This is a genomic window from Polaromonas sp. P1_G1 (assembly GCF_056405595.1).
Window position 1 is genome coordinate 100,563 of the sequence record NZ_JBFUBU010000014.1, and the last position, 22,768, is coordinate 123,330.

At 62.5% G+C, this 22,768-nt stretch carries 21 protein-coding genes and 1 tRNA gene; 5 read left to right on the forward strand and 17 right to left on the reverse strand.

The genetic code is table 11. The features are described 5' to 3' along the window. Nucleotides 1-86: 86 nt before the first annotated feature. Entirely contained in the window at nt 87-1,769 is a 1,683-nt protein-coding gene (locus tag AC1D1Y_RS09175) for a PhoH family protein (RefSeq protein WP_477682065.1), read from the forward strand. 81 nt (nt 1,770-1,850) lie between these two features. Here AC1D1Y_RS09175 and AC1D1Y_RS09180 read toward each other — a convergent pair. The 10 genes from AC1D1Y_RS09180 to uvrB form a co-directional block, all read right to left on the reverse strand. Next, nucleotides 1,851-1,925, reverse strand: a tRNA-Val gene (locus tag AC1D1Y_RS09180). Nucleotides 1,926-1,995: 70 nt separating this feature from the next. Next, a complete protein-coding gene (gene dnaQ, locus AC1D1Y_RS09185; protein ID WP_477682066.1) occupies nt 1,996-2,703 on the reverse strand; it encodes a DNA polymerase III subunit epsilon in 708 nt (235 codons plus the stop codon). Nucleotides 2,704-2,757: 54 nt separating this feature from the next. Further along, nucleotides 2,758-3,096, reverse strand: coding sequence for an ISC system 2Fe-2S type ferredoxin (fdx, locus tag AC1D1Y_RS09190; protein WP_436154118.1), 339 nt, complete (start codon nt 3,094-3,096; stop codon nt 2,758-2,760). 14 nt (nt 3,097-3,110) lie between these two features. Further along, the gene (hscA, locus tag AC1D1Y_RS09195) at nt 3,111-4,973 is read right to left on the reverse strand and encodes a Fe-S protein assembly chaperone HscA (protein ID WP_477682067.1); all 1,863 of its coding nucleotides are present in this window, start codon (nt 4,971-4,973) and stop codon (nt 3,111-3,113) included. A 30-nt stretch (nt 4,974-5,003) separates the two neighbouring features. Next, a complete protein-coding gene (gene hscB / locus AC1D1Y_RS09200; RefSeq protein ID WP_477682068.1) occupies nt 5,004-5,522 on the reverse strand; it encodes a Fe-S protein assembly co-chaperone HscB in 519 nt (172 codons plus the stop codon). 76 nt (nt 5,523-5,598) lie between these two features. Continuing rightward, complete coding sequence (iscA, locus tag AC1D1Y_RS09205) at nt 5,599-5,922, reverse strand: iron-sulfur cluster assembly protein IscA (RefSeq protein WP_074575253.1); 324 nt, start codon at nt 5,920-5,922, stop codon at nt 5,599-5,601. A 42-nt stretch (nt 5,923-5,964) separates the two neighbouring features. Beyond that, nucleotides 5,965-6,351, reverse strand: a complete 387-nt coding sequence (gene iscU, locus AC1D1Y_RS09210; protein WP_411879498.1) for a Fe-S cluster assembly scaffold IscU — start codon at nt 6,349-6,351, stop codon at nt 5,965-5,967. Between the two features lie 34 nt (nt 6,352-6,385). Further along, nucleotides 6,386-7,603, reverse strand: a complete 1,218-nt coding sequence (locus tag AC1D1Y_RS09215; protein ID WP_477654668.1) for an IscS subfamily cysteine desulfurase — start codon at nt 7,601-7,603, stop codon at nt 6,386-6,388. Between the two features lie 103 nt (nt 7,604-7,706). Then, entirely contained in the window at nt 7,707-8,243 is a 537-nt protein-coding gene (gene iscR, locus AC1D1Y_RS09220) for a Fe-S cluster assembly transcriptional regulator IscR (protein WP_092128187.1), read from the reverse strand. A gap of 269 nt (nt 8,244-8,512) precedes the next feature. Next, a complete protein-coding gene (gene uvrB / locus AC1D1Y_RS09225) occupies nt 8,513-10,636 on the reverse strand; it encodes an excinuclease ABC subunit UvrB (protein ID WP_477682069.1) in 2,124 nt (707 codons plus the stop codon). A 208-nt stretch (nt 10,637-10,844) separates the two neighbouring features. Here uvrB and AC1D1Y_RS09230 point away from each other — a divergent pair, with 208 nt between their 5' ends. Beyond that, nucleotides 10,845-12,041, forward strand: coding sequence for an amino acid aminotransferase (locus AC1D1Y_RS09230; RefSeq protein ID WP_477682070.1), 1,197 nt, complete (start codon nt 10,845-10,847; stop codon nt 12,039-12,041). Continuing rightward, nucleotides 12,041-12,625, forward strand: coding sequence for a nucleotidyltransferase family protein (locus AC1D1Y_RS09235; RefSeq protein WP_477682120.1), 585 nt, complete (start codon nt 12,041-12,043; stop codon nt 12,623-12,625). The genes AC1D1Y_RS09230 and AC1D1Y_RS09235 overlap by 1 nt, the downstream gene beginning before the upstream one ends. A 4-nt stretch (nt 12,626-12,629) precedes the next feature. Here the strand turns inward: AC1D1Y_RS09235 and ygiD are convergent, their stop codons facing one another. Continuing rightward, the gene (ygiD, locus tag AC1D1Y_RS09240; RefSeq protein WP_477682071.1) at nt 12,630-13,484 is read right to left on the reverse strand and encodes a 4,5-DOPA-extradiol-dioxygenase; all 855 of its coding nucleotides are present in this window, start codon (nt 13,482-13,484) and stop codon (nt 12,630-12,632) included. A 270-nt stretch (nt 13,485-13,754) separates the two neighbouring features. Between ygiD and AC1D1Y_RS09245 the strand changes: the two genes are divergently transcribed. After that, entirely contained in the window at nt 13,755-15,128 is a 1,374-nt protein-coding gene (locus tag AC1D1Y_RS09245; protein WP_477682072.1) for a polyhydroxyalkanoate depolymerase, read from the forward strand. Between the two features lie 52 nt (nt 15,129-15,180). Beyond that, a complete protein-coding gene (gene rsxB, locus AC1D1Y_RS09250) occupies nt 15,181-15,873 on the forward strand; it encodes an electron transport complex subunit RsxB (protein ID WP_477682073.1) in 693 nt (230 codons plus the stop codon). Here rsxB and AC1D1Y_RS09255 read toward each other — a convergent pair. The 6 genes from AC1D1Y_RS09255 to AC1D1Y_RS09280 form a co-directional block, all read right to left on the reverse strand. Next, entirely contained in the window at nt 15,865-17,388 is a 1,524-nt protein-coding gene (locus AC1D1Y_RS09255; protein ID WP_477682074.1) for a methyl-accepting chemotaxis protein, read from the reverse strand. The two genes, rsxB and AC1D1Y_RS09255, sit on opposite strands and share 9 nt — an antisense overlap. 146 nt (nt 17,389-17,534) lie before the next feature. Next, nucleotides 17,535-18,005, reverse strand: a complete 471-nt coding sequence (locus tag AC1D1Y_RS09260) for a VOC family protein (protein WP_477682075.1) — start codon at nt 18,003-18,005, stop codon at nt 17,535-17,537. After that, nucleotides 18,002-18,283, reverse strand: a complete 282-nt coding sequence (locus AC1D1Y_RS09265) for a cupin domain-containing protein (RefSeq protein ID WP_477682076.1) — start codon at nt 18,281-18,283, stop codon at nt 18,002-18,004. The genes AC1D1Y_RS09260 and AC1D1Y_RS09265 overlap by 4 nt, the downstream gene beginning before the upstream one ends. A gap of 21 nt (nt 18,284-18,304) precedes the next feature. Then, complete coding sequence (locus tag AC1D1Y_RS09270) at nt 18,305-20,353, reverse strand: acetyl-CoA carboxylase biotin carboxylase subunit (RefSeq protein WP_477682077.1); 2,049 nt, start codon at nt 20,351-20,353, stop codon at nt 18,305-18,307. Between the two features lie 39 nt (nt 20,354-20,392). Beyond that, the gene (locus tag AC1D1Y_RS09275; RefSeq protein ID WP_477682078.1) at nt 20,393-21,202 is read right to left on the reverse strand and encodes a YdcF family protein; all 810 of its coding nucleotides are present in this window, start codon (nt 21,200-21,202) and stop codon (nt 20,393-20,395) included. Nucleotides 21,203-21,223: 21 nt separating this feature from the next. Continuing rightward, nucleotides 21,224-22,756: an acyl-CoA carboxylase subunit beta gene (locus AC1D1Y_RS09280; protein WP_007866994.1), complete on the reverse strand. Its 1,533-nt coding sequence runs from the start codon at nt 22,754-22,756 to the stop codon at nt 21,224-21,226. Nucleotides 22,757-22,768: the final 12 nt, after the last annotated feature.

The following is a 22,768-nucleotide window of genomic DNA, read 5'->3' on the forward strand; positions in this document are numbered from 1 at the left end:
ACTGCGCCAAAAGAAAAAGCCGCCCTGGTTTCAAGGCGGCTTTTTCGCTTCTGGAACCCTTCTTTTTTTAGAGAGTCTTAAGCACTATGCCCCTGCCCCCCGCCCCGACCAAACGTGCCGCCCTGCTCTCCCCTGATGCGCTTGACGCGCCAGCCCGCTCGCCTTCAAAAGTCGTACGAAAAACGGAAAGTGCTGAATCCGCCCAGAAGCCCCCGGTGATGGACCTGTTTGACAGCCGGGCGGCGGGTGAAGGCAGCCATCCTTCGGCTTTTAAAGGAAAGGAAGCCGCTCACCCCGGAAAACCGGCTCCCGCCAGCTATAAAAGAGAGAGCATTGCCCTGCCGCAACCGGCGGCCAAACCCAAGAAGGCCAAACGCACCGGCCCTGCGAAGCTGTTTGTGCTCGACACCAATGTGCTGATGCACGACCCGATGTGCCTGTTCCGGTTTGAGGAACACGACATCTTCCTGCCCATGATCGTGCTCGAGGAGCTCGACGGCCACAAAAAGGGCATGACCGAGGTGGCGCGCAATGCCCGCCAGACCAGCCGCACGCTGGACGCGCTGGCAGGCGCCCAGGGCGCCGATATCGCCAAGGGCCTGAAGCTGGACACCACAGGCCATCCCGAGGCCGGCGGCAGCCTGTTTTTCCAGACCAAACCGCTGGATTACACGCTGCCCATGAGCCTGCCGCAGGGCAAGGCCGACAACCAAATCCTGGGGGTGGTCGAGGCCCTGCGCAAGGAATACGCACCGCGCGAAGTGGTTCTGGTGTCCAAGGACATCAATATGCGCGTCAAGGCGCGCGCCCTTGGCCTGGCAACCGACGACTACCAGAACGACAAAACCCTGGAAGATGGCGACCTGCTGTACTCCGGTTCGCTGGCCCTGCCGGCGGACTTCTGGACGCGCCAGAGCAAGACCATCGAAAGCTGGCAGCAAGGCAGCCACACCTTCTACCGCATCACGGGACCCATCGTGGGCAGCCTGCTGATCAACCAGTTTGTGTTCTTTGAGGCCCCCGGAGAGCCGCCCCTGTATGCCCGTGTGACGGAAATCCGGGCCAAAACCGCCGTCCTGAAGACCTTGAAGGACTACAACCACCTCAAAAATGCCGTCTGGGGCGTCACCACGCGCAACCGCGAACAGAACTTCGCCATGAACCTGCTGATGGACCCGGAGGTGGACTTCGTCACCCTGGCCGGGACGGCCGGCACGGGCAAGACGCTGATGGCGCTGGCCAGCGGCCTCACGCAGGTGCTCGACGACCGCCGCTATACCGAAATCATCATGACGCGGGCCACGGTAAGCGTGGGCGAGGACATTGGCTTCCTGCCCGGCACCGAAGAGGAAAAAATGGGCCCCTGGATGGGCGCGCTGGACGACAACCTGGAAGTGCTGGGCAAAACCGACAGCGGCTCGGGTGAATGGGGCCGCGCCGCCACCAACGAGCTGATCCGCTCGCGGATCAAGGTCAAGAGCATGAACTTCATGCGCGGCCGCACTTTCCTGAACAAGTACGTGATCATCGACGAGGCGCAAAACCTGACGCCCAAGCAGATGAAAACGCTGATCACGCGGGCGGGCCCGGGCACCAAGATCATCTGCATGGGCAACCTGGCGCAGATCGACACACCTTACCTGACCGAAGGCTCCTCGGGCATGACTTTTGCCGTCGACCGCTTCAAGGGCTGGCCGCATGGCGGGCACATCACGCTGGCACGCGGCGAGCGCTCACGCCTGGCCGATTTCGCGAGCGAAGTCCTCTAAATCCATGAAAAACGGCGCCGATTGGCGCCGAAATGAAAAAAAGGCCAAGTCGCAAGACTTGGCCTTTTGTTCGTCAAATTCTGGTGGGCGGTGCAAGTTTCGAACTTGCGACCCCTGCAGTGTGAATGCAGTGCTCTACCCCTGAGCTAACCGCCCTATCGGTCAGCCTATGATTATATGGTGTTTTGGGCCGATTTTTCGATCTGCCCCCGGAATGCGCTTCAATTCAGGCAGCCAGGGCGCGCCAGACCGTCTTGCCTTTGCTGGACTTGTCGATTTCGGCCAGCAGCTTTTCGTGTTCGGCGGCCTCCTGGTCGTTGGCCGCCAGCAAAGGCAGCTCAAACGTGCTCAGGTCTATCTGCGGCGCCGAGACCTGGCCTTCCTGGGCCCTCTCATCCACGTCCATCACCAGCGCATTCTGCCCGCGGGTCAGGTTGATGTAGACGTCGGCCAGCAGTTCGGCGTCCAGCAAGGCGCCGTGCAGGGTCCGGCCCGAATTGTCGACCTCCAGGCGGTCGCAGAGGGCGTCCAGCGAGTTGCGTTTGCCGGGAAACAGCTCCTTGGCCATCATCAGGCTGTCGGTGACCTTGGCCACGCAATGCTTGATGGGTGGCCGACCTATGAGTTCGAGCTCCTTGTTGAGGAAGCTGACGTCAAAGGGCGCGTTGTGGATGATGATCTCAGCGTCCTGCAGGTATTCCAGCAGCTCCTCGGCCACGGCCGAGAACTTGGGTTTGTCCTTCAGGAATTCATTGCTGATGCCGTGAACCTTGAGCGCATCCTCATGGCTGTCGCGCTCGGGGTTCAGGTAGAAGTGGCGGTTGTTGCCGGTGAGCTTGCGGGCCACCAGCTCCACGCAACCGATTTCGATGATGCGGTCGCCGTTTTCAGCGGAAAGACCGGTGGTTTCAGTGTCCAGGACAATTTGGCGCATGGCTGGATTATCGCCTCCGGACAGGGCAGACCCCGCCCGGCTTCACCTGAAAACTCAGTGGTTTTCTTTGGCGTGGTTGATGGAGTATTTGGGTATCTCCACCGTCACGTCGGACTGGGCCAGGAAGGCCTGGCAGCTCAGGCGCGAATTGGGCTCCAGGCCCCAGGCGCGGTCCAGCAGGTCTTCTTCGCTTTCGTCGAGCTCGTTCAACGAATTAAAGCCTTCGCGCACAACCACGTGGCAGGTCGTGCAGGCGCAGCTCAGGTCGCAAGCATGCTCAATGTTGATCTTGTTGTCGAGCAGGGCTTCGCAGATCGAGGTGCCGGCCGGTGCGCTGATTTCAGCACCCTGGGGGCAGTATTCGGGATGAGGCAGTATTTTGATGATGGGCATGGTTGTCAGTCGATTCAGACGGCCTCGATGTTTTTGCCGGCCAAGGCTTGCTTGATGCCCCGGTTCATGCGCTGGGCGGCAAAGGCTTCCGTGCCCTTGGCCAGCGCCTGGGTGGCCGCTTCTATCGCGGCCGCGTCGCCGTGCGCACGCGTGTCGGCCAGGCCGACGATGAGGCTGTCGATCTGCGCGCGCTCATTGGGGCTGAGCAGATCGGCGTCCGCCGCCAGGGCGCTTTGCGTGGCCAGGATCATGCGGTCCGCATCGACCCGGGCCTCGGCCAGGGCGCGGGCATTCATGTCCTGCTGGGCGGTAGAAAAGCTGTCCTGCAGCATGCGCGCGATGTCTTCGTCCGACAAGCCGTAGGAAGGCTTCACGTCAATGCGTGCCTCGACGCCGCTGACCTGCTCTTTCGCGTTCACGCTGAGCAGGCCGTCGGCATCGACGGTAAAGGTCACGCGGATGCGCGCGGCGCCGGCCACCATGGGCGGGATGCCGCGCAGCTCGAAGCGAGCCAGGCTGCGGCAATCGGCCACCAGGTCGCGCTCGCCTTGCACCACATGCAGGGCCAGGGCCGTCTGGCCGTCCTGGTAGGTGGTGAAGTCCTGCGCCATGGCCGTGGGAATGGTCTGGTTGCGCGGCACGATGCGCTCAACCAGCCCGCCCATGGTTTCAATGCCCAGCGACAAAGGAATCACGTCCAGCAACAGCAGCTCGTCGCCGGTGTTGTTGCCGGCCAGTTGGTTGGCGGAAATGGCCGCGCCCAGCGCCACTACTTCATCGGGGTTGAGGTTGACCAGCGGCTCGCGGCCGAAGAAGCTGGCGACCGCCTTGCGCACTTGGGGCATGCGCGTGGAGCCGCCCACGAGGACTGCGCCCTGGATATCTTCCTTGGCCAGCTTGGCGTCGCGCAAGGCCTTGCGGACAGCCGCCAGCGTGCGTTGGGTCAGGTGGGCCGTCGCGGTTTCGAAGTCTTCGGCCTTCATCTCGAAGTTGACGAGGGCCTTGGCCAACTGCACCGAAAAAGGCACGGGGTCTGCGGCCGACAGGGCCTCCTTGCAGCTGCGCGCGGCGCGCTGCAGGGCCGCCTTGTCGGAGGGCGTGAGCGTTTCCGCTGCCAGGCCTGCCTTGGCCAGCACCCAGTCGACCAGCGCACGGTCGTAATCGTCACCACCCAGTGCCGAATCGCCGCCGGTAGCCACCACTTCGAAGACACCTTGCGTCAGCCGAAGGATGGAAATGTCGAAGGTGCCGCCGCCCAGGTCATAGACGGCGTAAACGCCTTCGCTGGCGTTGTCCAGGCCGTAGGCAATCGCGGCCGCTGTGGGTTCATTGAGCAGGCGCAGCACGTTCAGGCCGGCCAGTTGCGCGGCGTCTTTGGTGGCCTGGCGCTGGGCGTCGTCGAAGTAGGCCGGCACGGTGATCACGGCGCCGTAGATGTCGTCGTTGAAAGTGTCTTCGGCCCGGTAACGCAGCGTGGCCAGGATCTCGGCGCTGATCTCGACCGGGCTTTTTTCGCCGGCGACGGTCTGCAGCGTGACCATGCCCGGCTTGTCGTTCAACTCATAAGGCAACTGGGCGCGGCCGCCAATGTCATGGATGCCACGGCCCATCAGGCGCTTGACGGAAGAAATGGTGTTGCGCGGATCATCCACCTGCGCCGCCAGGGCTTCATAACCGATCTGGCGTTTGTCGCCCTCAAGATAACGGACCACGCTCGGCAGCAGCACCCTTCCCTGCTCGTCGGGCAGGCATTCGGACACGCCGCTACGCACGCTGGCTACCAGCGAATGCGTGGTGCCCAGGTCAATGCCGATCGCTATGCGCCGCTGGTGCGGGTCAGGCGTCTGGCCGGGTTCGGAGATTTGCAGGAGTGCCATGCGCGGTCGTTGTACTTCTCTGTAATGCTTTTATTGTCCCAGCTGGTCGATGCGCGCATCAACCTCGCTGGCAAAGCGCTCAATAAACATAAGGCTTCTAACCTGCCGGGCGGCTGCGGGGAAATCCCTGTCCATGTCCAGCAGTTGCTCTATCTTTGACAGCTTCTCGCGCCCATTCATGGCGGCCTGCGAGGCGATCTCTTCAAAATCCCCGGCCGTCTCGGCTTCATCGAGCGCCTCACGCCACTGCATCTGCTGCACCAGAAAATCGTGCGGCATGGCCGTGTTGTTTTCGGCGTTGATGGGCGCGCCATTCAGTTCGCACAGGTAGCTGGCGCGCTTGAGCGGGTCCTTCAGGCGCTGGTAGGCTTCATTGATGCGCACCGACCACTGCATGGCCACTCGCTGCGCCGCCGCGCCCTGGGCGGCGAACTTGTCGGGATGCGCCTCGCGCTGCAGGTCCTTCCAGCGCGCATCCAGCACGGCGCGATCCTGCGCGAAGCGCTGGGGCACACCGAAAAGCTCGAAGTCATTGGATTGAAGATTCATGCCGAGAAAAAGCCGCCAGCACAATCAGTGGAGGCGGCTTCGGTAAGGGTGCAGCACGCGTAAGACCGCTCGCCCGTCAAACCCGGAAACTTTCGCCGCAGCCGCAACGGTCGCGCTCGTTGGGGTTGATGAACTTGAAACCCTCATTCAGGCCTTCACGGACAAAATCCAGCTTGGTGCCGTCGATGTAGGCCATGCTTTTCGGGTCGACCAGCACCTTGACGCCGTTGTCTTCAAACACAACGTCTTCCGGCGCGATCTCGTCGGCGTATTCGAGCTTGTAAGCCAGACCGGAGCAACCGGTGGTCTTGACACCCAGGCGTACGCCGACACCCTTGCCGCGCTTGGTCATGTAGCGGGTCACGTGCCGGGCGGCTGCATCAGTGAGGGTTACGGACATTTAAATCACTCGAAAATGAAACAGGTGACGGGAATGCGTTGATCAGTGCGCGTGCTTTTGCTTGTAGTCGTTCACAGCGGCCTTGATGGCGTCTTCCGCCAGGATGGAGCAGTGAATCTTGACGGGCGGCAGGGCCAGCTCTTCAGCGATAGCGCTGTTCTTGATGCTGGCCGCTTCGTCCAGCGTCTTGCCCTTGACCCACTCGGTCACGAGCGAACTGGAAGCGATTGCGGAGCCGCAGCCGTAGGTCTTGAAGCGCGCGTCTTCGATCACGCCCGTCAGCGGGTTGACCTTGATCTGCAGCTTCATCACGTCGCCGCAAGCCGGCGCGCCGACCATGCCGGTGCCTACCGATTCGTCGCCCTTTTCAAAAGAGCCAACATTGCGGGGGTTTTCATAGTGGTCCACCACTTTTTCGCTGTATGCCATTTTGTTTACCTCTTTAAGCTGTTCGACGTGCCGCTCAGTGGGCGGCCCACTGGATGGTGGACAAATCAACACCATCCTTGAACATCTCCCACAGGGGAGACAGTTCGCGCAGTTTGGCCACGTTTTCCTTGATGGTGGCGACCGCGTAGTCAATTTCTTCTTCGGTGCTCCAGCGGCCAATCGTCATGCGAAGGCTGCTGTGCGCCAGTTCGTCGCTGCGGCCCAGGGCGCGCAACACATAGCTTGGCTCCAGGCTGGCCGAAGTGCAGGCCGAACCGCTGGAAACCGCCAGGCCCTTGATGCCCATGATCAACGACTCGCCTTCGACGAAATTGAAGCTCATGTTCAGGTTGTGCGGAACGCGCTTGTCGGCATGGCCGTTGAGGAATACCTCTTCCACATCCTTGAGCCCGTTGAGCATGCGCTCGTGCAGGGCGCGGATGCGCTTGTTTTCTTCGTGCATCTCGGCCTTGGCGATACGGTAGGCCTCGCCCATGCCCACGCACTGGTGCGTGGGCAGCGTGCCCGAACGCATGCCGCGCTCATGGCCGCCGCCGTGCATTTGCGCTTCCAGGCGCACACGCGGCTTGCGGCGCACGTACAGGGCGCCAATGCCCTTGGGGCCGTAGGTCTTGTGCGAAGTCAGGCTCATCAGGTCGACCGGCAAGGTGGCCAGGTCGATGTCGATGCGGCCGGTTGCCTGGGCGGCGTCCACATGGAAGATGATGCCTTTTTCACGGCACAGGGCGCCAATGGCCGGGATGTCCTGGATCACACCGATTTCGTTGTTGACGAACATGACGCTGACGAGGATGGTGTCGGGGCGGATAGCGGCCTTGAGGGCTTCCAGGTCCAGCAGGCCGTCGGCCTGCACGTCCATGTAAGTCACTTCAAAACCCTGGCGCTCCAGCTCGCGGCAGGTGTCAAGAACGGCCTTGTGCTCGGTCTTGACCGTGATGATGTGCTTGCCCTTGGTTTTGTAGAAATGGGCCGCGCCCTTGAGTGCCAGGTTGTTGGACTCGGTGGCGCCGCTGGTCCAGACGATCTCGCGAGGGTCGGCACCGATAAGGTCGGCGATCTGACTCCGCGCCTTCTCGACGGCGGCTTCCGCCTCCCAGCCCCAGGCGTGGCTGCGGGAAGCGGGGTTGCCGAAGTGTTCGCGCAACCAGGGAATCATGGCGTCCACCACCCGCGGGTCGCAGGGGTTCGTGGCGCTGTAGTCCATGTAGATGGGAAAGTGTGGGGTGTCCATGTGGCTAGCTTTTTTAATTCACGGGCTGGCTGGCAGCGCGATCAAGGGTCAATGCTTCAGTTCACAAAGGGATGAAGCCGGGCGAACGCCCGGCCTGGATCCATCAGGATTTGGAAAATGCATTGCCCAGGGCAAAGACCGAGTTCGGCGCGTTCACGCGAATCGGCTTGACCGCCGGCGCCGTGAAAATGGCTTTTTTCACCTGGGGGGTGTTCTCGATCACCACGCCCTTGGCAAGCTGGTCTTCGACCAGTTTTTGCAGGGTCACGGAATCCAGGAACTCCACCATGCGGCTGTTCAGCGATGCCCACAACTCGTGCGTCATGCAGCGGCCGCCTTCGCCCAGGCAGTTTTCCTTGCCGCCGCACTGGGTGGCATCGATAGGCTCGTCCACCGACACAATGATGTCGGCCACGGTGATTTCGGAAGCCTTGCGACCCAGGGTGTAACCGCCGCCGGGGCCACGGGTGGATTCCACCAGTTCGTGGCGGCGCAGCTTGCCGAAGAGCTGTTCGAGGTAAGAAAGGGAAATCTGCTGGCGCTGGCTGATCGCAGCCAGGGTGACCGGGCCGTTGTTTTGGCGCAGTCCCAAATCAATCATCGCGGTGACCGCAAAGCGGCCTTTGGTTGTGAGGCGCATAACAAGCTCCTTTAAATGGCTTGACTGTCGTTTTCACCCTGCAAGCTTGTGGCTTACAGGGAACTCTTCCTCCAGCCGCCCAGGTCAGTCAACCGGTATCGCGGGGGCTTTTTTGTTGTTCTGGTATTGTTCTTGACTGTTTTCGTCAAGTATAACACAAGCAGGGTTTTTCCCGCTGGCGGCGCCAAAAACATGGGGCTAACCCGTAGACCCAGCCCCTCGTTGCACCAATATGGTGCGATGAGGGGCTGCACTGGCGCGGTTGCGGCTCAGAGCCGGGCTTGGCCCGCAACGGTCACGGGCGGCACGTTGTCGGTGCCAGGGGCGCCGAAAGCCTGCTCCTTGAGGCTGTGCAGCTGGTCCCGGACCCGGGCGGCTTTCTCGAACTCCAGGTTCTTGGCGTGTTCGATCATCTGCTTTCCCAGGCGCTTGATTTCGCGTGCGATGTCCTTTTCGCTCATGTCCTCGACCAGCGCCTTCTGCATCTCGAGCTTTTCGGCTTCCTTGCCCGATTTCTCGCTGTAGACACCGTCGATAAGGTCACGGATGCGCTTGACCACGCTGCGTGGCGTGATGCCGTGCTCGAGGTTGAAGGCGATCTGCTTGTTGCGCCGCCGCTCGGTCTCGCCCATGGCTTTTTTCATGGAATCGGTGATCCGGTCGGCATACAGGATGGCACGGCCGTTCAGGTTGCGGGCGGCCCGGCCTATGGTCTGGATCAGGCTGCGTTCGGCGCGCAAAAAACCCTCCTTGTCGGCGTCCAGGATGGCCACCAGCGACACCTCTGGAATATCCAGGCCCTCACGCAGCAGGTTGATGCCGACCAGCACGTCAAAAGCGCCCAGCCGCAGGTCGCGCAAGATTTCCACGCGCTCGACGGTGTCCACGTCGCTGTGCAGGTAGCGCACCTTGACGCCGTTGTCGCTCAGATAGTCGGTCAGCTGCTCAGCCATGCGCTTGGTCAGCGTGGTGATCAGCACCCGCTCGTTTTTCTCGACCCGGATGCGGATTTCCTGCAGCACGTCGTCGACCTGATGGGTGGCCGGCCGCACTTCGACTTGCGGGTCGACCAGGCCGGTCGGCCTGACGACCTGCTCCACCACTTTGCCGGCGTGCTCCTGCTCGTAGGCCGCGGGCGTTGCCGAGACAAAAATCGCCTGCCGCATCTTGGCTTCGAACTCCTCAAACTTCAGCGGCCGGTTGTCCAGCGCGCTGGGCAATCGAAAACCGTATTCCACCAGCGTGGTCTTGCGCGCCCGGTCGCCGTTGTACATGGCGTTGAGCTGGCCGATCATGACGTGGCTTTCGTCCAGGAACATCAGCGCGTCCTTGGGCAGGTAGTCGCATAGTGTCGAGGGCGGCGATCCCGGCGGCGAACCGCTCAGGTGGCGGGTGTAGTTCTCGATACCCTTGCAGTGGCCGATTTCGCTGAGCATTTCCAGGTCGAAACGGGTGCGCTGCTCGATGCGCTGGGCCTCCACCAGCTTGCCGTCGGCGATGAACTGTGCCACGCGCTCGGACAGCTCCAGCTTGATGGTTTCCACCGCCGTCATGACCTTGTCGCGCGGCGTGACGTAGTGGCTCTTGGGATAGACCACAAAGCGCGGGATTTTTTGGCGGATGCGGCCCGTCAGCGGGTCGAACAGTTGCAGCGATTCGATCTCGTCGTCGAACAGTTCGATGCGTATGGCCAGCTCGGAATGCTCGGCCGGGAAGACGTCGATCACATCGCCGCGCACCCGGAAAGTGCCGCGCGCGAAGTCCTGCTCGTTGCGCGTGTACTGCATGCGGATCAACCGCGCGATCACGTCGCGCTGGCCCATCTTGTCGCCTATGCGCGCGATAAAGCGCATCTGCGTGTAATCTTCCGGCGCGCCTATGCCGTAAATCGCGCTGACCGTGCCGACGATGATGGTGTCGCGCCGCTCCAGCACGCTCTTGGTGGCCGACAGGCGCATCTGCTCGATGTGCTCGTTGATGGCCGAGTCCTTTTCAATGAAAAGGTCGCGCTGCGGCACGTAGGCCTCAGGCTGGTAATAGTCGTAATAGCTGACGAAGTATTCAACCGCGTTCTTGGGGAAAAACTCGCGGAATTCGCTGTACAGCTGCGCCGCCAGCGTCTTGTTCGGCGCAAACACAATGGCCGGGCGGCCCAGGCGGGCGATCACATTGGCCATGGTGAAGGTCTTTCCCGAACCGGTCACGCCCAGCAGGGTCTGGAACACCTCGCCGTCGTTGACGCCCTCTACCAGCTGCTCAATCGCCTGCGGCTGGTCGCCCGCCGGCGGATAGGGCTGGAACAATTCGAACGGCGAATCCGGGAAACGGATGAACTGGCCCTCGCCGGGGGCCGAACCTGCCACCTCGGTTATGACTTCTATAGCTTCTGGCATAAAACCTCGATCAAGCCCCGTTAAAATTCAGGGCAACCAAACAGAATACGACATTCGGCCGAAAATGGGAATTGCAATCCCCCATCGCCGCCGGATCGCCTTTTGATACCTCTTGTAGCCTTTTTTCCGGTCAGCTTGTGACCTAAATCCGTGGCCTGAATCCCCGATCATCGCTTTCGCCTTCTTTTCACTTCTCTGAGGATATTTCATGTCTTTGTTTACCGCTGTCGAAATGGCCCCGCGTGACCCCATCCTGGGCCTGAATGAGCAGTTCAATGCCGATACCAATCCCGCCAAGGTCAACCTGGGCGTAGGCGTGTACTACGACGACAACGGCAAACTCCCCCTGCTGCAGTGCGTGCAGGCGGCCGAGAAACAGATGATGGCCGACCCCAAGGCCCGCGGCTACCTGCCGATCGACGGCATCGCCGCCTACGACGCCGCCGTCAAAGGCCTGGTGTTCGGCGTTGACAGCGAGCCCGTCAAGAGCGGCCGCGTTGCCACCGTGCAAGGCATAGGCGGCACCGGCGGCCTCAAGGTGGGCGCCGACTTCCTCAAGAAGCTCAGCCCCAATGCCAAGGTGCTGATTTCCGACCCAAGCTGGGAAAACCACCGCGCGCTGTTCAGCCAGGCCGGTTTTGTCGTTGAAAGCTATCCTTACTACGACGCAGCCAAGCGCGGCATCAACTTCGAGGGCATGCTCGCCGCCCTCAATGCCGCAGCCGAAGGCACCATCGTCGTGCTGCACGCCTGCTGCCACAACCCGACCGGCTACGACATCACCGCCGCCCAGTGGGACCAGGTGATCGCCGCCGTCAAGGCGCGCAAGCTGACGCCTTTCCTCGACATGGCCTACCAAGGCTTTGGGCACGGCATTGCGGAAGACGGTGCCGTCATCGGCAAGTTTGTGGCCGCCGGCCTGAGCTTTTTCGTGTCGACGTCCTTTTCCAAGAGCTTCAGCCTCTATGGCGAACGCGTGGGCGCCCTGTCGGTGCTCTGCGAGTCCAAAGAAGAAGCCGACCGTGTGCTGTCGCAGCTCAAGCTGGTCATTCGCACCAATTACAGCAACCCGCAGATCCACGGCGGCATGGTGGTGGCCATGGTGCTCAACACGCCGGCGCTGCGCACCCAATGGGAGCAGGAACTGGGCGAAATGCGTGTTCGCATCAAGGCCATGCGCCAAAAACTCGTGGACGGCCTGAAGGCCGCCGGCGTCAAGGAAGACATGAGCTTCATCACCGCCCAGATCGGCATGTTCAGCTATTCCGGCCTCAGCAAGGACCAGATGGTGCGCCTGCGCAATGAATTCGGCGTCTACGGCACCGATACCGGCCGCATGTGCGTGGCCGCGCTCAACAGCAAGAACATCGACTACGTCTGCGCGTCGATTGCCAAGGTCGTCTGATTCCCCTGACGCCTTCTGAGCCTGCCAGCCCGGATGTCTTCATCCGGGACGTCCTGCAAAACCGCCACAACCAGCGCATCCTGGCGCAGTTGCCCGCCCTGGGCCTGCCGGATGCCTGGCTGGTCGCGGGCTGCCTCTTCCAGACTGTCTGGAACCTGCGCTCAGGCAACCCGCCCGAAGCCCACATCAAGGACTACGACCTGTTCTACTTCGACCCCGCCGATCTTTCGGAGGCGGCGGAGGCACGGGTCAACGAGCGGGTCCTGGCCTGCTTTGCCGGCCAGGGCATCACCGTGGAGGCGAAAAACCAGGCCCGGGTCCATACCTGGTACCAGGATTACTTCGGTTTTCCCTACCCTGCCCTGCGCAGTTCCCGGGACGGCATTGACCGTTTCCTGGTCACCAGCACCTGTGTGGGCGTGAAGGCGGGTAGCTCAGGCCTTGAGCTTTATGCGCCCAACAGCCTGGACGACCTGTACCAGGGCCGGCTCGGACCGAATCCGCTGTGCCCTCACCTGCCGCTGTTTGAAAAGAAGGCCAGGGCCTACCAAGAGCGCTGGCCCTGGCTGCGGATGAGCACCTGAACGCCTAACCCCACACCGCCGAGCGCATGGAGATCGACCCAGCCTGAAAGCTGGTGTTGAAAAAGCGCATGGGCTCCTTCCCGTCGGCGGCGCCGGCCGCATACAGCAAGGGCAGGTAGTGCTCATGGGTGGGGTGCGCCATTTTGGCGACCTGGCCCAGCTTCTGGAAGTTCTGCAGCGCGTCGAGGTTGCCCTGCTGGAGGTAGCCACCGATGATCTGGTCGAACTCCAGCGCCCAATCGTAGGCCTGGCTGCCCGTCGCGCCGCGCTGCATCTGGCGCAGGTTGTGCACGATGTTGCCGCTGGCCACCACCAGCACCCCGCGCTCGCGCAAGGCCTTGAGCTGTTTTGCCAACGCGTAATGGTCCTCGGGTGCGCGGCCGTAGTCCATGCTGAGCTGGATCACCGGAATGTCCGCATCCGGGAACATGGGCTTGAGCACCGACCAGGCTCCGTGGTCCAGCCCCCATTCGCCTTCATCGATGCCCAGCGGCGCCGAGGCCCGCTGGCGCACCAGCTGGCTGATGGCCTGCGCGGCGGCCGGATCACCGGGCGCGGGGTATTGCTGGTCGAACAGCTCCTGCGGAAAACCGCCGAAGTCGTGGATGGTCTTGGGCTTGTCCATGCCGGTCAGCCACCAGCCTTCGGTCAGCCAATGGGCGGAAATGCACAAAATCAGCTGCGGTTTGGGGTATTTCGTCCCAAATTCGGCGCCCAGCGCCTGCCAGCTGCGCCGGTATTCGTTGTCGCCGATGGCGTTCATGGGGCTGCCGTGGCCCACAAAAAGCACCGGCATCCTGTCGGATTTCTTCAGGGAGGCCAGTCGGTCCAGCGCGGAGGCGTCAATAGTGGGGAGCATGTTGTTGTTTCCTGTTCGGGTCTGCGGTCCCAGAGGGTCGGCAAAACCGCTGGCCGGAGGCAGAATGGTAAGTGTTCCTACAGTTTTGCAGGTGGCGGCGGTTTATCGGTAAACAAGCCCCGGCCCGCCTGCGTGGCGCTTTGGCACCAATCCCGTGAAAAGCGCCCGGAATTGGTGGTTATCCTCAAATCAGTGCGGCGCCCGCCTGTTATATTGCACTGCAACATACTACGTTTTACTTCATAACGACATAACCAAGGTTGACCCCCGATGCTGTACCAAGTCTATGAAACCCAGCGCACCTTGATGGAGCCCTTTGTTGACTTCGCACAGGCTGCCGCCAAGCTCTACGGCAACCCCCTGTCGCCGCTCGGGCAAAACCCCTTCGCCCAGCGCGTGGCGGCCGGTTACAGCCTGATTTACCGGCTCGGCAAGGATTATGAAAAACCGGCCTTTGACATCCGGACCATCGACGTCAACGGCACCGATGTCAGCATCCACGAACGAGTGGAAATCGACAAACCCTTTTGCGAACTGCGCCGCTTCAAGCGTTTCACCGACGACCCCGCCACGCTGACAGGCCTGAAAGGCGAGCCCGCGGTGCTGATCGTGGCGCCGCTGTCCGGCCACTACGCCACCTTGCTGCGCGACACCGTGCGCACCATGCTCAAGGACCACAAGGTCTACATCACCGACTGGAAAAACGCGCGCACCGTTCCGCTGTCCGACGGCTCCTTCCACCTGGACGACTACGTCAACTACGTGCAGGAGTTCATTCGCCACATCCAGGGCATTTACGGCAACTGCCACGTCATCAGCGTCTGCCAGCCCACCGTGCCGGTGCTGGCGGCGGTGTCGCTGATGGCCTCGCGCGGCGAGACCACCCCGCTGAGCATGACCATGATGGGCGGCCCCATCGATGCGCGCAAATCGCCCACGGCCGTGAACAACCTGGCCATGAACAAGAGCTACGAGTGGTTTGAAAACAATGTGATTTACCGCGTGCCCAGCAACTTCCCGGGCGCCGGCCGCCGCGTCTACCCCGGCTTTTTGCAGCACACCGGCTTCGTCGCGATGAACCCCGACCGCCACGCCAGCAGCCATTACGACTACTTCAAGGACCTGCTCAAGGGTGACGACGCCAGCGCCGAGGCACACCGCAAGTTCTACGACGAATACAACGCCGTGCTCGACATGGACGCCGATTACTACCTGGAAACCATCAAGACGGTGTTCCAGGAATTCAAGCTGGTGAACGGCAACTGGGACGTCAAGAATGTGGACGGCGAACTTGAGCGCGTGCGTCCCCAGGACATCAAGACCACGGCCCACTTCACCGTCGAAGGCGAACTCGACGACATCTCCGGTTCGGGACAGACCGAGGCGGCCCACAGCCTTTGCTACAACATCCCCAAGGGCCTGCAAAAGCACCTCGAAGTCAAGGGCGCGGGCCACTACGGCATCTTCAGCGGCCGCCGCTGGCGCGACATTGTGTACCCGCAGGTCAAGGCTTTTATTCTGGAGAACAACAAGCTTTCTGCTCCGGCGAAACGGGCCGCAGCGGCAAAGCCTGCCGCCAAATCCACCGCCAAGCCCGCTGCAAAGCCGGCGACAAAAAAGACCGCGCGCAGCAAACAGGCCTGAACACGCCGCTAGCGGCAGGCCCTGGGGCCATGACTGGTAGGACAATAGGCCGGTGACTTCCCCCATAGCCTCCCGCCTGGCAGAGCGACTCAACGCCGCCCTGCCCCAGACCCAGTGCACCCGCTGCGGTTACCCCGACTGCTCGGCGTATGCCGAAGCCATGGCCTCCGGCGACGCCGCGATCAACCAGTGCCCGCCGGGCGGCGCCGAAGGCGTTCAGCGCCTTGCGACCATCACCGGCCTGCCCGTCCGGCCCCTGAATCCCGCCAATGGAACGGAAGGCCCGCGCGCCATGGCCGTCATCGACGAGAACTGGTGCATAGGCTGCACTCTGTGCCTCAAGGCCTGCCCGACCGACGCCATCATGGGCAGCAACAAGATGATGCATACCGTGATCGAGCCCTGGTGCACGGGCTGTGAGCTGTGCATCCCGGTATGCCCGGTCGACTGCATCAGCCTCGAAAACATCACCGGCGCGCGCACCGGCTGGGAGGCGTGGTCGCCGCAGCAAGCCGACACGGCGCGCAGCCGCTATGAGCTTCACGGCCGGCGTTACCCCAAGGAAAGCGCCGCAATCCCGCAGCCAACCACCGAAAGCGCCCAGCAGTTCCAAGCAGAAGACAGGCCGGCCGCTCCCGCATCCGCCTCGTCAACCGATGACGGCAGCGCCGAGCGCAAGCGCGCCGTGATCGAAGCCGCGCTGGCACGCGCCCGCGCCAAGCGCGGCCCCGCCGCCTCAGGCTGACACGATGTTTTTGTAGACGCCGCAGCCCACGAAGATGTCGCCGGCCTGCTGCACGAATGACATCTTGGTCTGGACCTTGCCCGTGGCCGGGTTGGTGATGTCGTACTCGACCCAGCCCGGCTCCTCGCCGGCCTGCGAAACAATGGCCTCCAGCAGCCCCTGCCCGTCAATGCCGGGGATGTCCTGCACGCGTGTGCCCAGCTTGGCCGGGTTGCCGCCAAACGCCAGGTAGGTGCCGCGGCTGTCCAGCGCAAAGACATACATGTCGCGGTCATGGAAACCCTTGGCGGGGTTGGTGAGGTCGCGCAGGAAAACATCCCTGGGCATGTTGCGGCCATGCGCGATGGCCCGCCCCACCATGGCACACGCCTCCTCGGCCGATCCCTGCTGCAGCCTGAAGCCGGCCACCGACTGGACCAGGGTGCTTGCCCGTCCCTCAAGCCTGGTGGCTTGTGCCACGGCGCGCTCCACCATCTGCGCGTTGTCCTGGGTGATTTTGTCGAGCTGCCGGACCGCCGTCGTGATTTCGCCCAGGCTGGCGCTTTGCTCGGTGCTGGACTTCGAAATCTGCGCCATATTGGTCGCCACGTCGCGGATGCCGGAAACCATGTGCGTGATGCTGCTTCCCGCCGTGCGTATGGTTTGCACGCTGGCCTCCACCTGGCGCGAAGACTCGCCAATCAGCTGGCGGATTTCCTTCGCCGACTCGGCCGACCGTTTGGCAAGCGAGCGCACCTCGGCGGCCACCACCGCGAAACCACGGCCCGACTCGCCCGCTCGGGCAGCCTCCACCGCGGCATTGAGGGCCAGGATATTGGTCTGGAAAGCCAGGCTGTCGATCACGCCGACGATCTCGTCCATGCGCCTGGCGCCGCCATGAATAGCCTCCACGGAAGCGACGGCCTCGGTCATGGCCGAGGCGCCGGCCTCCGCCAGGTCCCGCACCTGGGCTGCCTGCAGATTGGCCTGGCCGGCCCTGCCGGCGTTGTCCCGGACGGTGGAAGACAGCTGTTCGACGCTGGCCGCCGTCTGCTCCAGGTTGGCGGCCTGCTGTTCGGTACGGTCCGACAGCTCACGGTTGCCTCTGGCCATGCTCTGGCCCGAATGCGCCACAAATGCCGCGTTGCTGCGCACATTGGCCACCATGCCCGAGAGTGTGTGGCTGAGTGCGGACGTGGAGGCCAGCAGGCGGCCCAACTCGTCGGCGCCGCGGCCTGCGGGCTCGAGGCGCAAATCGCCGGCCACCATCTTGCCCGTGGCCCTGGCCAGCTGATCGATGCCGTCGGCCATCACGCAACGGAAGGCGAGCAGAAAGTAAAGCAGCAGCGCGAGGATCAAGCCGCATGCCGTTGCCAGCGCAGCCAGGCCCTCAGCCGGCCTGGATGCCAGCGTGAACTGCAGCACGACGAGCAAAGGCGGCAGGGCCGACAAAACCGCAAGCCACGCGAGCTTCCCCCCAAGCTGCAGGCGACGGAGCAGCCGGATGCCAGGATTCAACAGCGTGCCGGGATTCATCAGAGAGTCTTCTTCAGGTGGAAGCACAGGCTGCGCTTCTCTTGAAACCATTGTGAAGAATTGCGCGGCGGCCAATTGAGGAAAAAGAGGGCTTAAGCGCGCCCTCATCCAGGGGCGGCCGGGCCCGCTCCCTGGCCTCTCCGCGTTTACCCCAGGGCCGCGAAGGCCTTGATGACTTCAGGCGGCGCCTGAACCATCTCGATCAGCACGCCCTCACCCGCAATCGGAAATTCGTCGCTGGCCTTGGGATGCAAAAAGCAGATGTCAAAACCCGCGGCCCCTTTGCGGATACCGCCGGGCGCAAAACGCACGCCCTGGGCCGTCAGCCATTCCACGGCTTTGGGCAGGTCGTCTATCCACAGGCCCACGTGATTGAGCGGCGTGGTGTGCACGGCAGGCTTCTTGTCCATGTCCAGCGGCTGCATCAGGTCGACCTCGACCTTGAACGGGCCGCTGCCGATGGCGCAGATGTCTTCGTCCACGTTCTCGCGTTCGCTGACGAAGTTGCCGGTGACTTCCAGTCCCAGCATGTCCACCCACAGCGTGCGCAGGCGGTCCTTGCTGGGGGCACCGATGGCGATTTGCTGGATACCCAATACCTTGAAAGGACGCGTCATGAGGAAGCCGCCTCCTTGCGGCCGGAAAGATAAACCACGCCGGCGGGCCCGGCGCTTTCAAGATGCACGGTGCCTGCCGCAAGGCGGAAAATATCGCCCGCTTTGTAAGTTGTGGCGACGCCGCCCACGGTCAGTGTGATTTCGCCGCCGAGGATGAACGCTCGCGCATCGAAGGGATGCTGGTGCTCGCCGAGGCTGTAACCCGCCAACCGTTCCACCTGGACGGCAGTGGCAAACCCGTCACGCTGCAAGCTGGCCTCAAATTCCTGACGGTCCATGACATGCTCCTTTGCCTGCCTTCAGACGAATTCCACAATCGGCTGGTCCACGCTTAACGACTCGCCCTTGGCCGCCAGCACCTTGCCGACCACACCGTCAGCCACGGCGAACAGCACGTTTTCCATCTTCATGGCTTCAATCACGGCCACGCGCTCGCCGGCCTGCACTTTCTGTCCCACCTGCACGGCCACGTCCACCAGCAGCCCCGGCATGGGCGACAGCACATAGCGGCTCATGTCGGGCGGCGCCTTGTAAGGCATCAAGGCATGCAGTTGCGCCGCGCGCGGCGCCAGCACCAGCGCGTCCAGGCGTGTGCCGTTGTGGGCGATGCGGATGGCCAGTGGATTGCGGCCCACGCCGCGCTCCACCTGCGCGGCAAAAGGCTGGCCGTTGACCGTGCCGCGGATGCGCGCACCGCCCAGGTGCCAGTTGCTGCAGATTTCATAGCTCCTTGCATCCACATCCACCGTGCCGGAACCGGTTTGCGCCTGGTAGTTGCGCACCGTCACCGGGTGTGTGGTGTTCTGCCCGGCCGCTCCCAGGCCGACCACGGCGAACTCTTCGCCCACCGTCACGCCATGGCCCGGCAGCTGGCCGCTGATGCCGGCCGCGCGGCCCAGCATGCGACGATTGACATAGGCCGCCAGCGCCAGCAGGAAGGACGGGTCCTCGTGCGGCACGTCCTCGGCGTGAAAGCCCTTGCCGTAGTTCTCGGCGATAAAACCGGTGTTGAAATCGCCCGCGACGAATTTGGGATGCGCCAGCAAGGCCGCCTGGAAAGGAATGTTGCTCGAGATGCCACGGATCACAAAGCCGTTGAGCGCCTCGCGCATTTTCGCGATCGCCTCCTTGCGGTCCTTGCCATGCACGATGAGCTTGGCGATCATCGAGTCGTAAAACATCGGGATCTCGCCGCCGTCCTGCACGCCGGTGTCCACGCGCACGCCTAACAGCTGCGAGGTGTCGGCCGCGAACATGGTTTCCTTGGGCGGCTGGAAGCGCACCAGCCGGCCCGTCGAAGGCAGAAAGCTGCGGAACGGGTCTTCGGCGTTGATGCGGCACTCAATCGCCCAGCCATTGCGCTGCACGTCTTTCTGCATGATCGGCAGCTTCTCACCGGCCGCGACGCGGATCATCAGTTCCACCAGGTCCAGCCCCGTGATGCATTCCGTCACCGGGTGCTCGACCTGCAGCCGGGTGTTCATTTCGAGGAAATAAAAGCTCTGGTCCTTGCCAACCACAAATTCCACGGTGCCGGCGCTCTGGTATTTCACGGCCTTGGCCAGCGCCACCGCCTGTTCGCCCATGGCCTTGCGCGTGGCGTCGCTGATGAAGGGCGACGGCGCTTCTTCGATCACCTTCTGGTGGCGCCGCTGGATGGAGCATTCGCGTTCATTGAGGTAGACCACATTGCCGTGGCTGTCGCCCAGCAGCTGGATTTCGATGTGGCGGGGTTCTTCGACAAACTTCTCGATAAAGACGCGGTCATCGCCAAAGCTGTTGCGCGCCTCGTTGCGGCAGGAAGTGAAGCCCTCGAACGCCTCTTTGTCGTTGAAGGCCACGCGCAAGCCCTTGCCGCCGCCACCCGCGCTGGCCTTGATCATTACCGGGTAGCCAATGCCTTTGGCGATTTCCACCGCTTTCTCGGCGGTTTCAATCGCATCATTCACGCCGGGAATGCAGTTGACCCCCGCCGCGCCGGCCAGCTTTTTAGACTCGATCTTGTCGCCCATGGCGGCAATCGAATAATGCTTGGGGCCTATGAAGATGATGCCTTCTTCCTCGACCCGTTTGGCAAAGCCTGCGTTCTCGCTGAGGAAGCCATAACCCGGGTGTACCGCCTGCGCGCCCGTCTGCTTGCAGGCCGCGATGATCTTGTCGGCCTGCAGATAACTGTCACGGCTGGGCGCCGGGCCTATGTTGACGGCCTCGTCAGCCAGTTCGACGTGGCGCGCGTCCTTGTCGGCGTCGGAGTACACCGCGACGGTTTTGATGCCCATCTTGCGGGCGGTCTTGATCACGCGGCAAGCGATCTCACCTCGATTTGCAATGAGTATTTTGGTGAACATGATATTTCCAGTCGATTTTCTTTTTTGATACGCGGCAGCTCAGTATTCCCGCAGCAACCAGCCTGAAAAGCAGGCGAAATACTCGCGTGTCCATGCGTTGTAGCGCATATAAAGCGGTGTCAAGGCACCCGCCGTGCGCACATGGGACCAGCCCGCTTTTTCGGCAATCCAGCCGGCGCGCAGCGTGTGAAAGTCGCTGGTCACCAGCACCATGGGCACATCCCGTTTCACACCCGCAGCCTCCAGCAGACGCGCCGAAAACACCAGGTTTTCATACGTGCTGGTGCTTTGGTCTTCCAGGTTGATGCGCGCGGCATCCAGCCCAAGGCCGACCAGGTAGTCGGCCATCACACGTGCTTCAGGAATCTGCTGCTTGAAGTCCGTTCCGCCGCTGACCACGACCCGCGCCCGGGGATGTTGCCCGGCGAGGCTGTAGGCCAGTTTGAGGCGCTCCGCCAGGGTCGGGGAGGCTTGCCCGTTCGGCGTGCTTGAGCCGAGAACCACGATGACCCGCGGATCGGCATCTCCCGCAGCCGAAGGCTGCAGCCGCTGCAGGACGACAAAAAAGACCAGCAAGGAGGCCAGCCACAGGAAGAACCCGGTGAGTACCAGCCGCCAGGCGAACCATCGCCAGCGGCGTTCGCGCAGCCACCTATGCCAACGTTCGGCGAACAATGAAAGCGCGATCAGCACCGTCGCGATGACTGCCGGCACGATCACGCCGAGGTGCGTGACCTTGACCGTCACGAGGTAAAGGCAGTCGACCAGCAACAGGAGGCCGATCGCCAGCTGCAGCCAACGCATGGTCCCCGCACGGTAGCTGCTGGGTGTCGAAGCAGAAATGTCCAAGGCGGAAATTCCGGACATGGCTTACAGCGGGATGTTCCCGTGCTTGCGCCACGGGTTCTCGATCTTTTTGTCGCGCAGCATGACCAGCGAGCGGCAGATGCGCTTGCGGGTTTCGTGCGGCAGGATCACGTCGTCGATAAAGCCGCGCGCACCGGCCACAAAGGGGTTGGCGAAGCGCGCCTTGTATTCGGCCTCTTTGGCGGCCAGCTTGGCCGGGTCGCCCTTGTCTTCACGGAAGATGATTTCCACCGCGCCCTTGGCACCCATCACCGCGATCTCCGCGTTGGGCCAGGCGAAGTTGACATCGCCGCGCAGATGCTTGGACGCCATCACGTCGTAGGCGCCGCCGTAGGCCTTGCGCGTGATCACCGTGATCTTGGGCACGGTGCACTCGGCGTAGGCGTACAGCAGCTTGGCGCCGTGCTTGATGATGCCGCCGTATTCCTGGCTGGTGCCGGGCATGAAACCGGGCACGTCGACAAAGGTGATCACCGGGATGTTGAAGGCATCGCAAAAGCGCACAAAACGCGCGGCCTTGATGGAACTCTTGATGTCCAGGCAGCCGGCCAGCACCAGGGGCTGGTTGGCGACGATGCCCACGGTCTGCCCTTCCATGCGCGCAAAACCGATGATGATGTTCTTCGCGTATTCGGGCTGGATTTCGAAAAAATCGCCGTCGTCCACCGTCTTGACGATGAGTTCCTTCATGTCGTACGGCTTGTTCGGGTTTTCCGGCACTAGCGTGTCCAGGCTCAGGTCCATGCGGCCAGCCGGATCGGCGCTAGGGCGAACCGGTGCTTTTTCGCGGTTGTTCAGCGGCAGGTAGTTGTAGAGGCGGCGCAACATCAGCAGCGCCTCGACGTCGTTTTCGAATGCCAGGTCGGCCACGCCGCTGCGCGTGGTGTGGGTGGTGGCGCCGCCAAGCTCCTCGGCGGTCACTTCCTCGTGGGTCACGGTCTTGACGACCTCGGGCCCCGTGACAAACATATAGGAGCTGTCCTTGACCATGAAGATGAAGTCGGTCATGGCCGGCGAATACACCGCGCCGCCCGCGCTGGGCCCCATGATCATGCTGATCTGCGGAATCACCCCGCTGGCCATCACGTTGCGCTGGAACACGTCGGCATAGCCGCCCAGCGAGGCCACGCCTTCCTGGATGCGGGCGCCACCCGAGTCGTTGAGCCCGATGACGGGCGCGCCCACCTTCATGGCCTGGTCCATGACCTTGCAGATCTTCTCGGCGTGGGCTTCGCTCAAGGCACCGCCGAACACCGTGAAATCCTGGCTGAAGACAAACACAAGGCGGCCGTTGATCATGCCGTAGCCGGTGACCACACCGTCGCCGGGAATCTTGTTGTCCTGCATGCCGAAGTCGGTGCAGCGATGCTCGACGAACATGTCCCATTCTTCAAACGTGCCTTCATCCAGCAGCAGCTCAAGCCGCTCGCGCGCCGTCAGCTTGCCTTTGCCGTGCTGCGCGTCTATGCGCTTCTGACCGCCGCCCAGGCGGGCCGCGGCGCGTTTCTTTTCGAGTTGTTCAAGGATTTCTTGCATGGTGTGTTCCGC

Bases quoted from the DNA above. Each gene is read 5' to 3' on its own strand.
- AC1D1Y_RS09175 (WP_477682065.1), top strand. From the start codon at position 87: ATGCCCCTGCCCCCCGCCCCGACCAAACGTGCCGCCCTGCTCTCCCCT.
- dnaQ (WP_477682066.1), bottom strand. From the start codon at position 2,703: ATGCGCCAAATTGTCCTGGACACTGAAACCACCGGTCTTTCCGCTGAA.
- fdx (WP_436154118.1), bottom strand. From the start codon at position 3,096: ATGCCCATCATCAAAATACTGCCTCATCCCGAATACTGCCCCCAGGGT.
- hscA (WP_477682067.1), bottom strand. From the start codon at position 4,973: ATGGCACTCCTGCAAATCTCCGAACCCGGCCAGACGCCTGACCCGCAC.
- hscB (WP_477682068.1), bottom strand. From the start codon at position 5,522: ATGAATCTTCAATCCAATGACTTCGAGCTTTTCGGTGTGCCCCAGCGC.
- iscA (WP_074575253.1), bottom strand. From the start codon at position 5,922: ATGTCCGTAACCCTCACTGATGCAGCCGCCCGGCACGTGACCCGCTAC.
- iscU (WP_411879498.1), bottom strand. From the start codon at position 6,351: ATGGCATACAGCGAAAAAGTGGTGGACCACTATGAAAACCCCCGCAAT.
- AC1D1Y_RS09215 (WP_477654668.1), bottom strand. From the start codon at position 7,603: ATGGACACCCCACACTTTCCCATCTACATGGACTACAGCGCCACGAAC.
- iscR (WP_092128187.1), bottom strand. From the start codon at position 8,243: ATGCGCCTCACAACCAAAGGCCGCTTTGCGGTCACCGCGATGATTGAT.
- uvrB (WP_477682069.1), bottom strand. From the start codon at position 10,636: ATGCCAGAAGCTATAGAAGTCATAACCGAGGTGGCAGGTTCGGCCCCC.
- AC1D1Y_RS09230 (WP_477682070.1), top strand. From the start codon at position 10,845: ATGTCTTTGTTTACCGCTGTCGAAATGGCCCCGCGTGACCCCATCCTG.
- ygiD (WP_477682071.1), bottom strand. From the start codon at position 13,484: ATGCTCCCCACTATTGACGCCTCCGCGCTGGACCGACTGGCCTCCCTG.
- AC1D1Y_RS09245 (WP_477682072.1), top strand. From the start codon at position 13,755: ATGCTGTACCAAGTCTATGAAACCCAGCGCACCTTGATGGAGCCCTTT.
- AC1D1Y_RS09255 (WP_477682074.1), bottom strand. From the start codon at position 17,388: ATGAATCCCGGCACGCTGTTGAATCCTGGCATCCGGCTGCTCCGTCGC.
- AC1D1Y_RS09260 (WP_477682075.1), bottom strand. From the start codon at position 18,005: ATGACGCGTCCTTTCAAGGTATTGGGTATCCAGCAAATCGCCATCGGT.
- AC1D1Y_RS09265 (WP_477682076.1), bottom strand. From the start codon at position 18,283: ATGGACCGTCAGGAATTTGAGGCCAGCTTGCAGCGTGACGGGTTTGCC.
- AC1D1Y_RS09270 (WP_477682077.1), bottom strand. From the start codon at position 20,353: ATGTTCACCAAAATACTCATTGCAAATCGAGGTGAGATCGCTTGCCGC.
- AC1D1Y_RS09280 (WP_007866994.1), bottom strand. From the start codon at position 22,756: ATGCAAGAAATCCTTGAACAACTCGAAAAGAAACGCGCCGCGGCCCGC.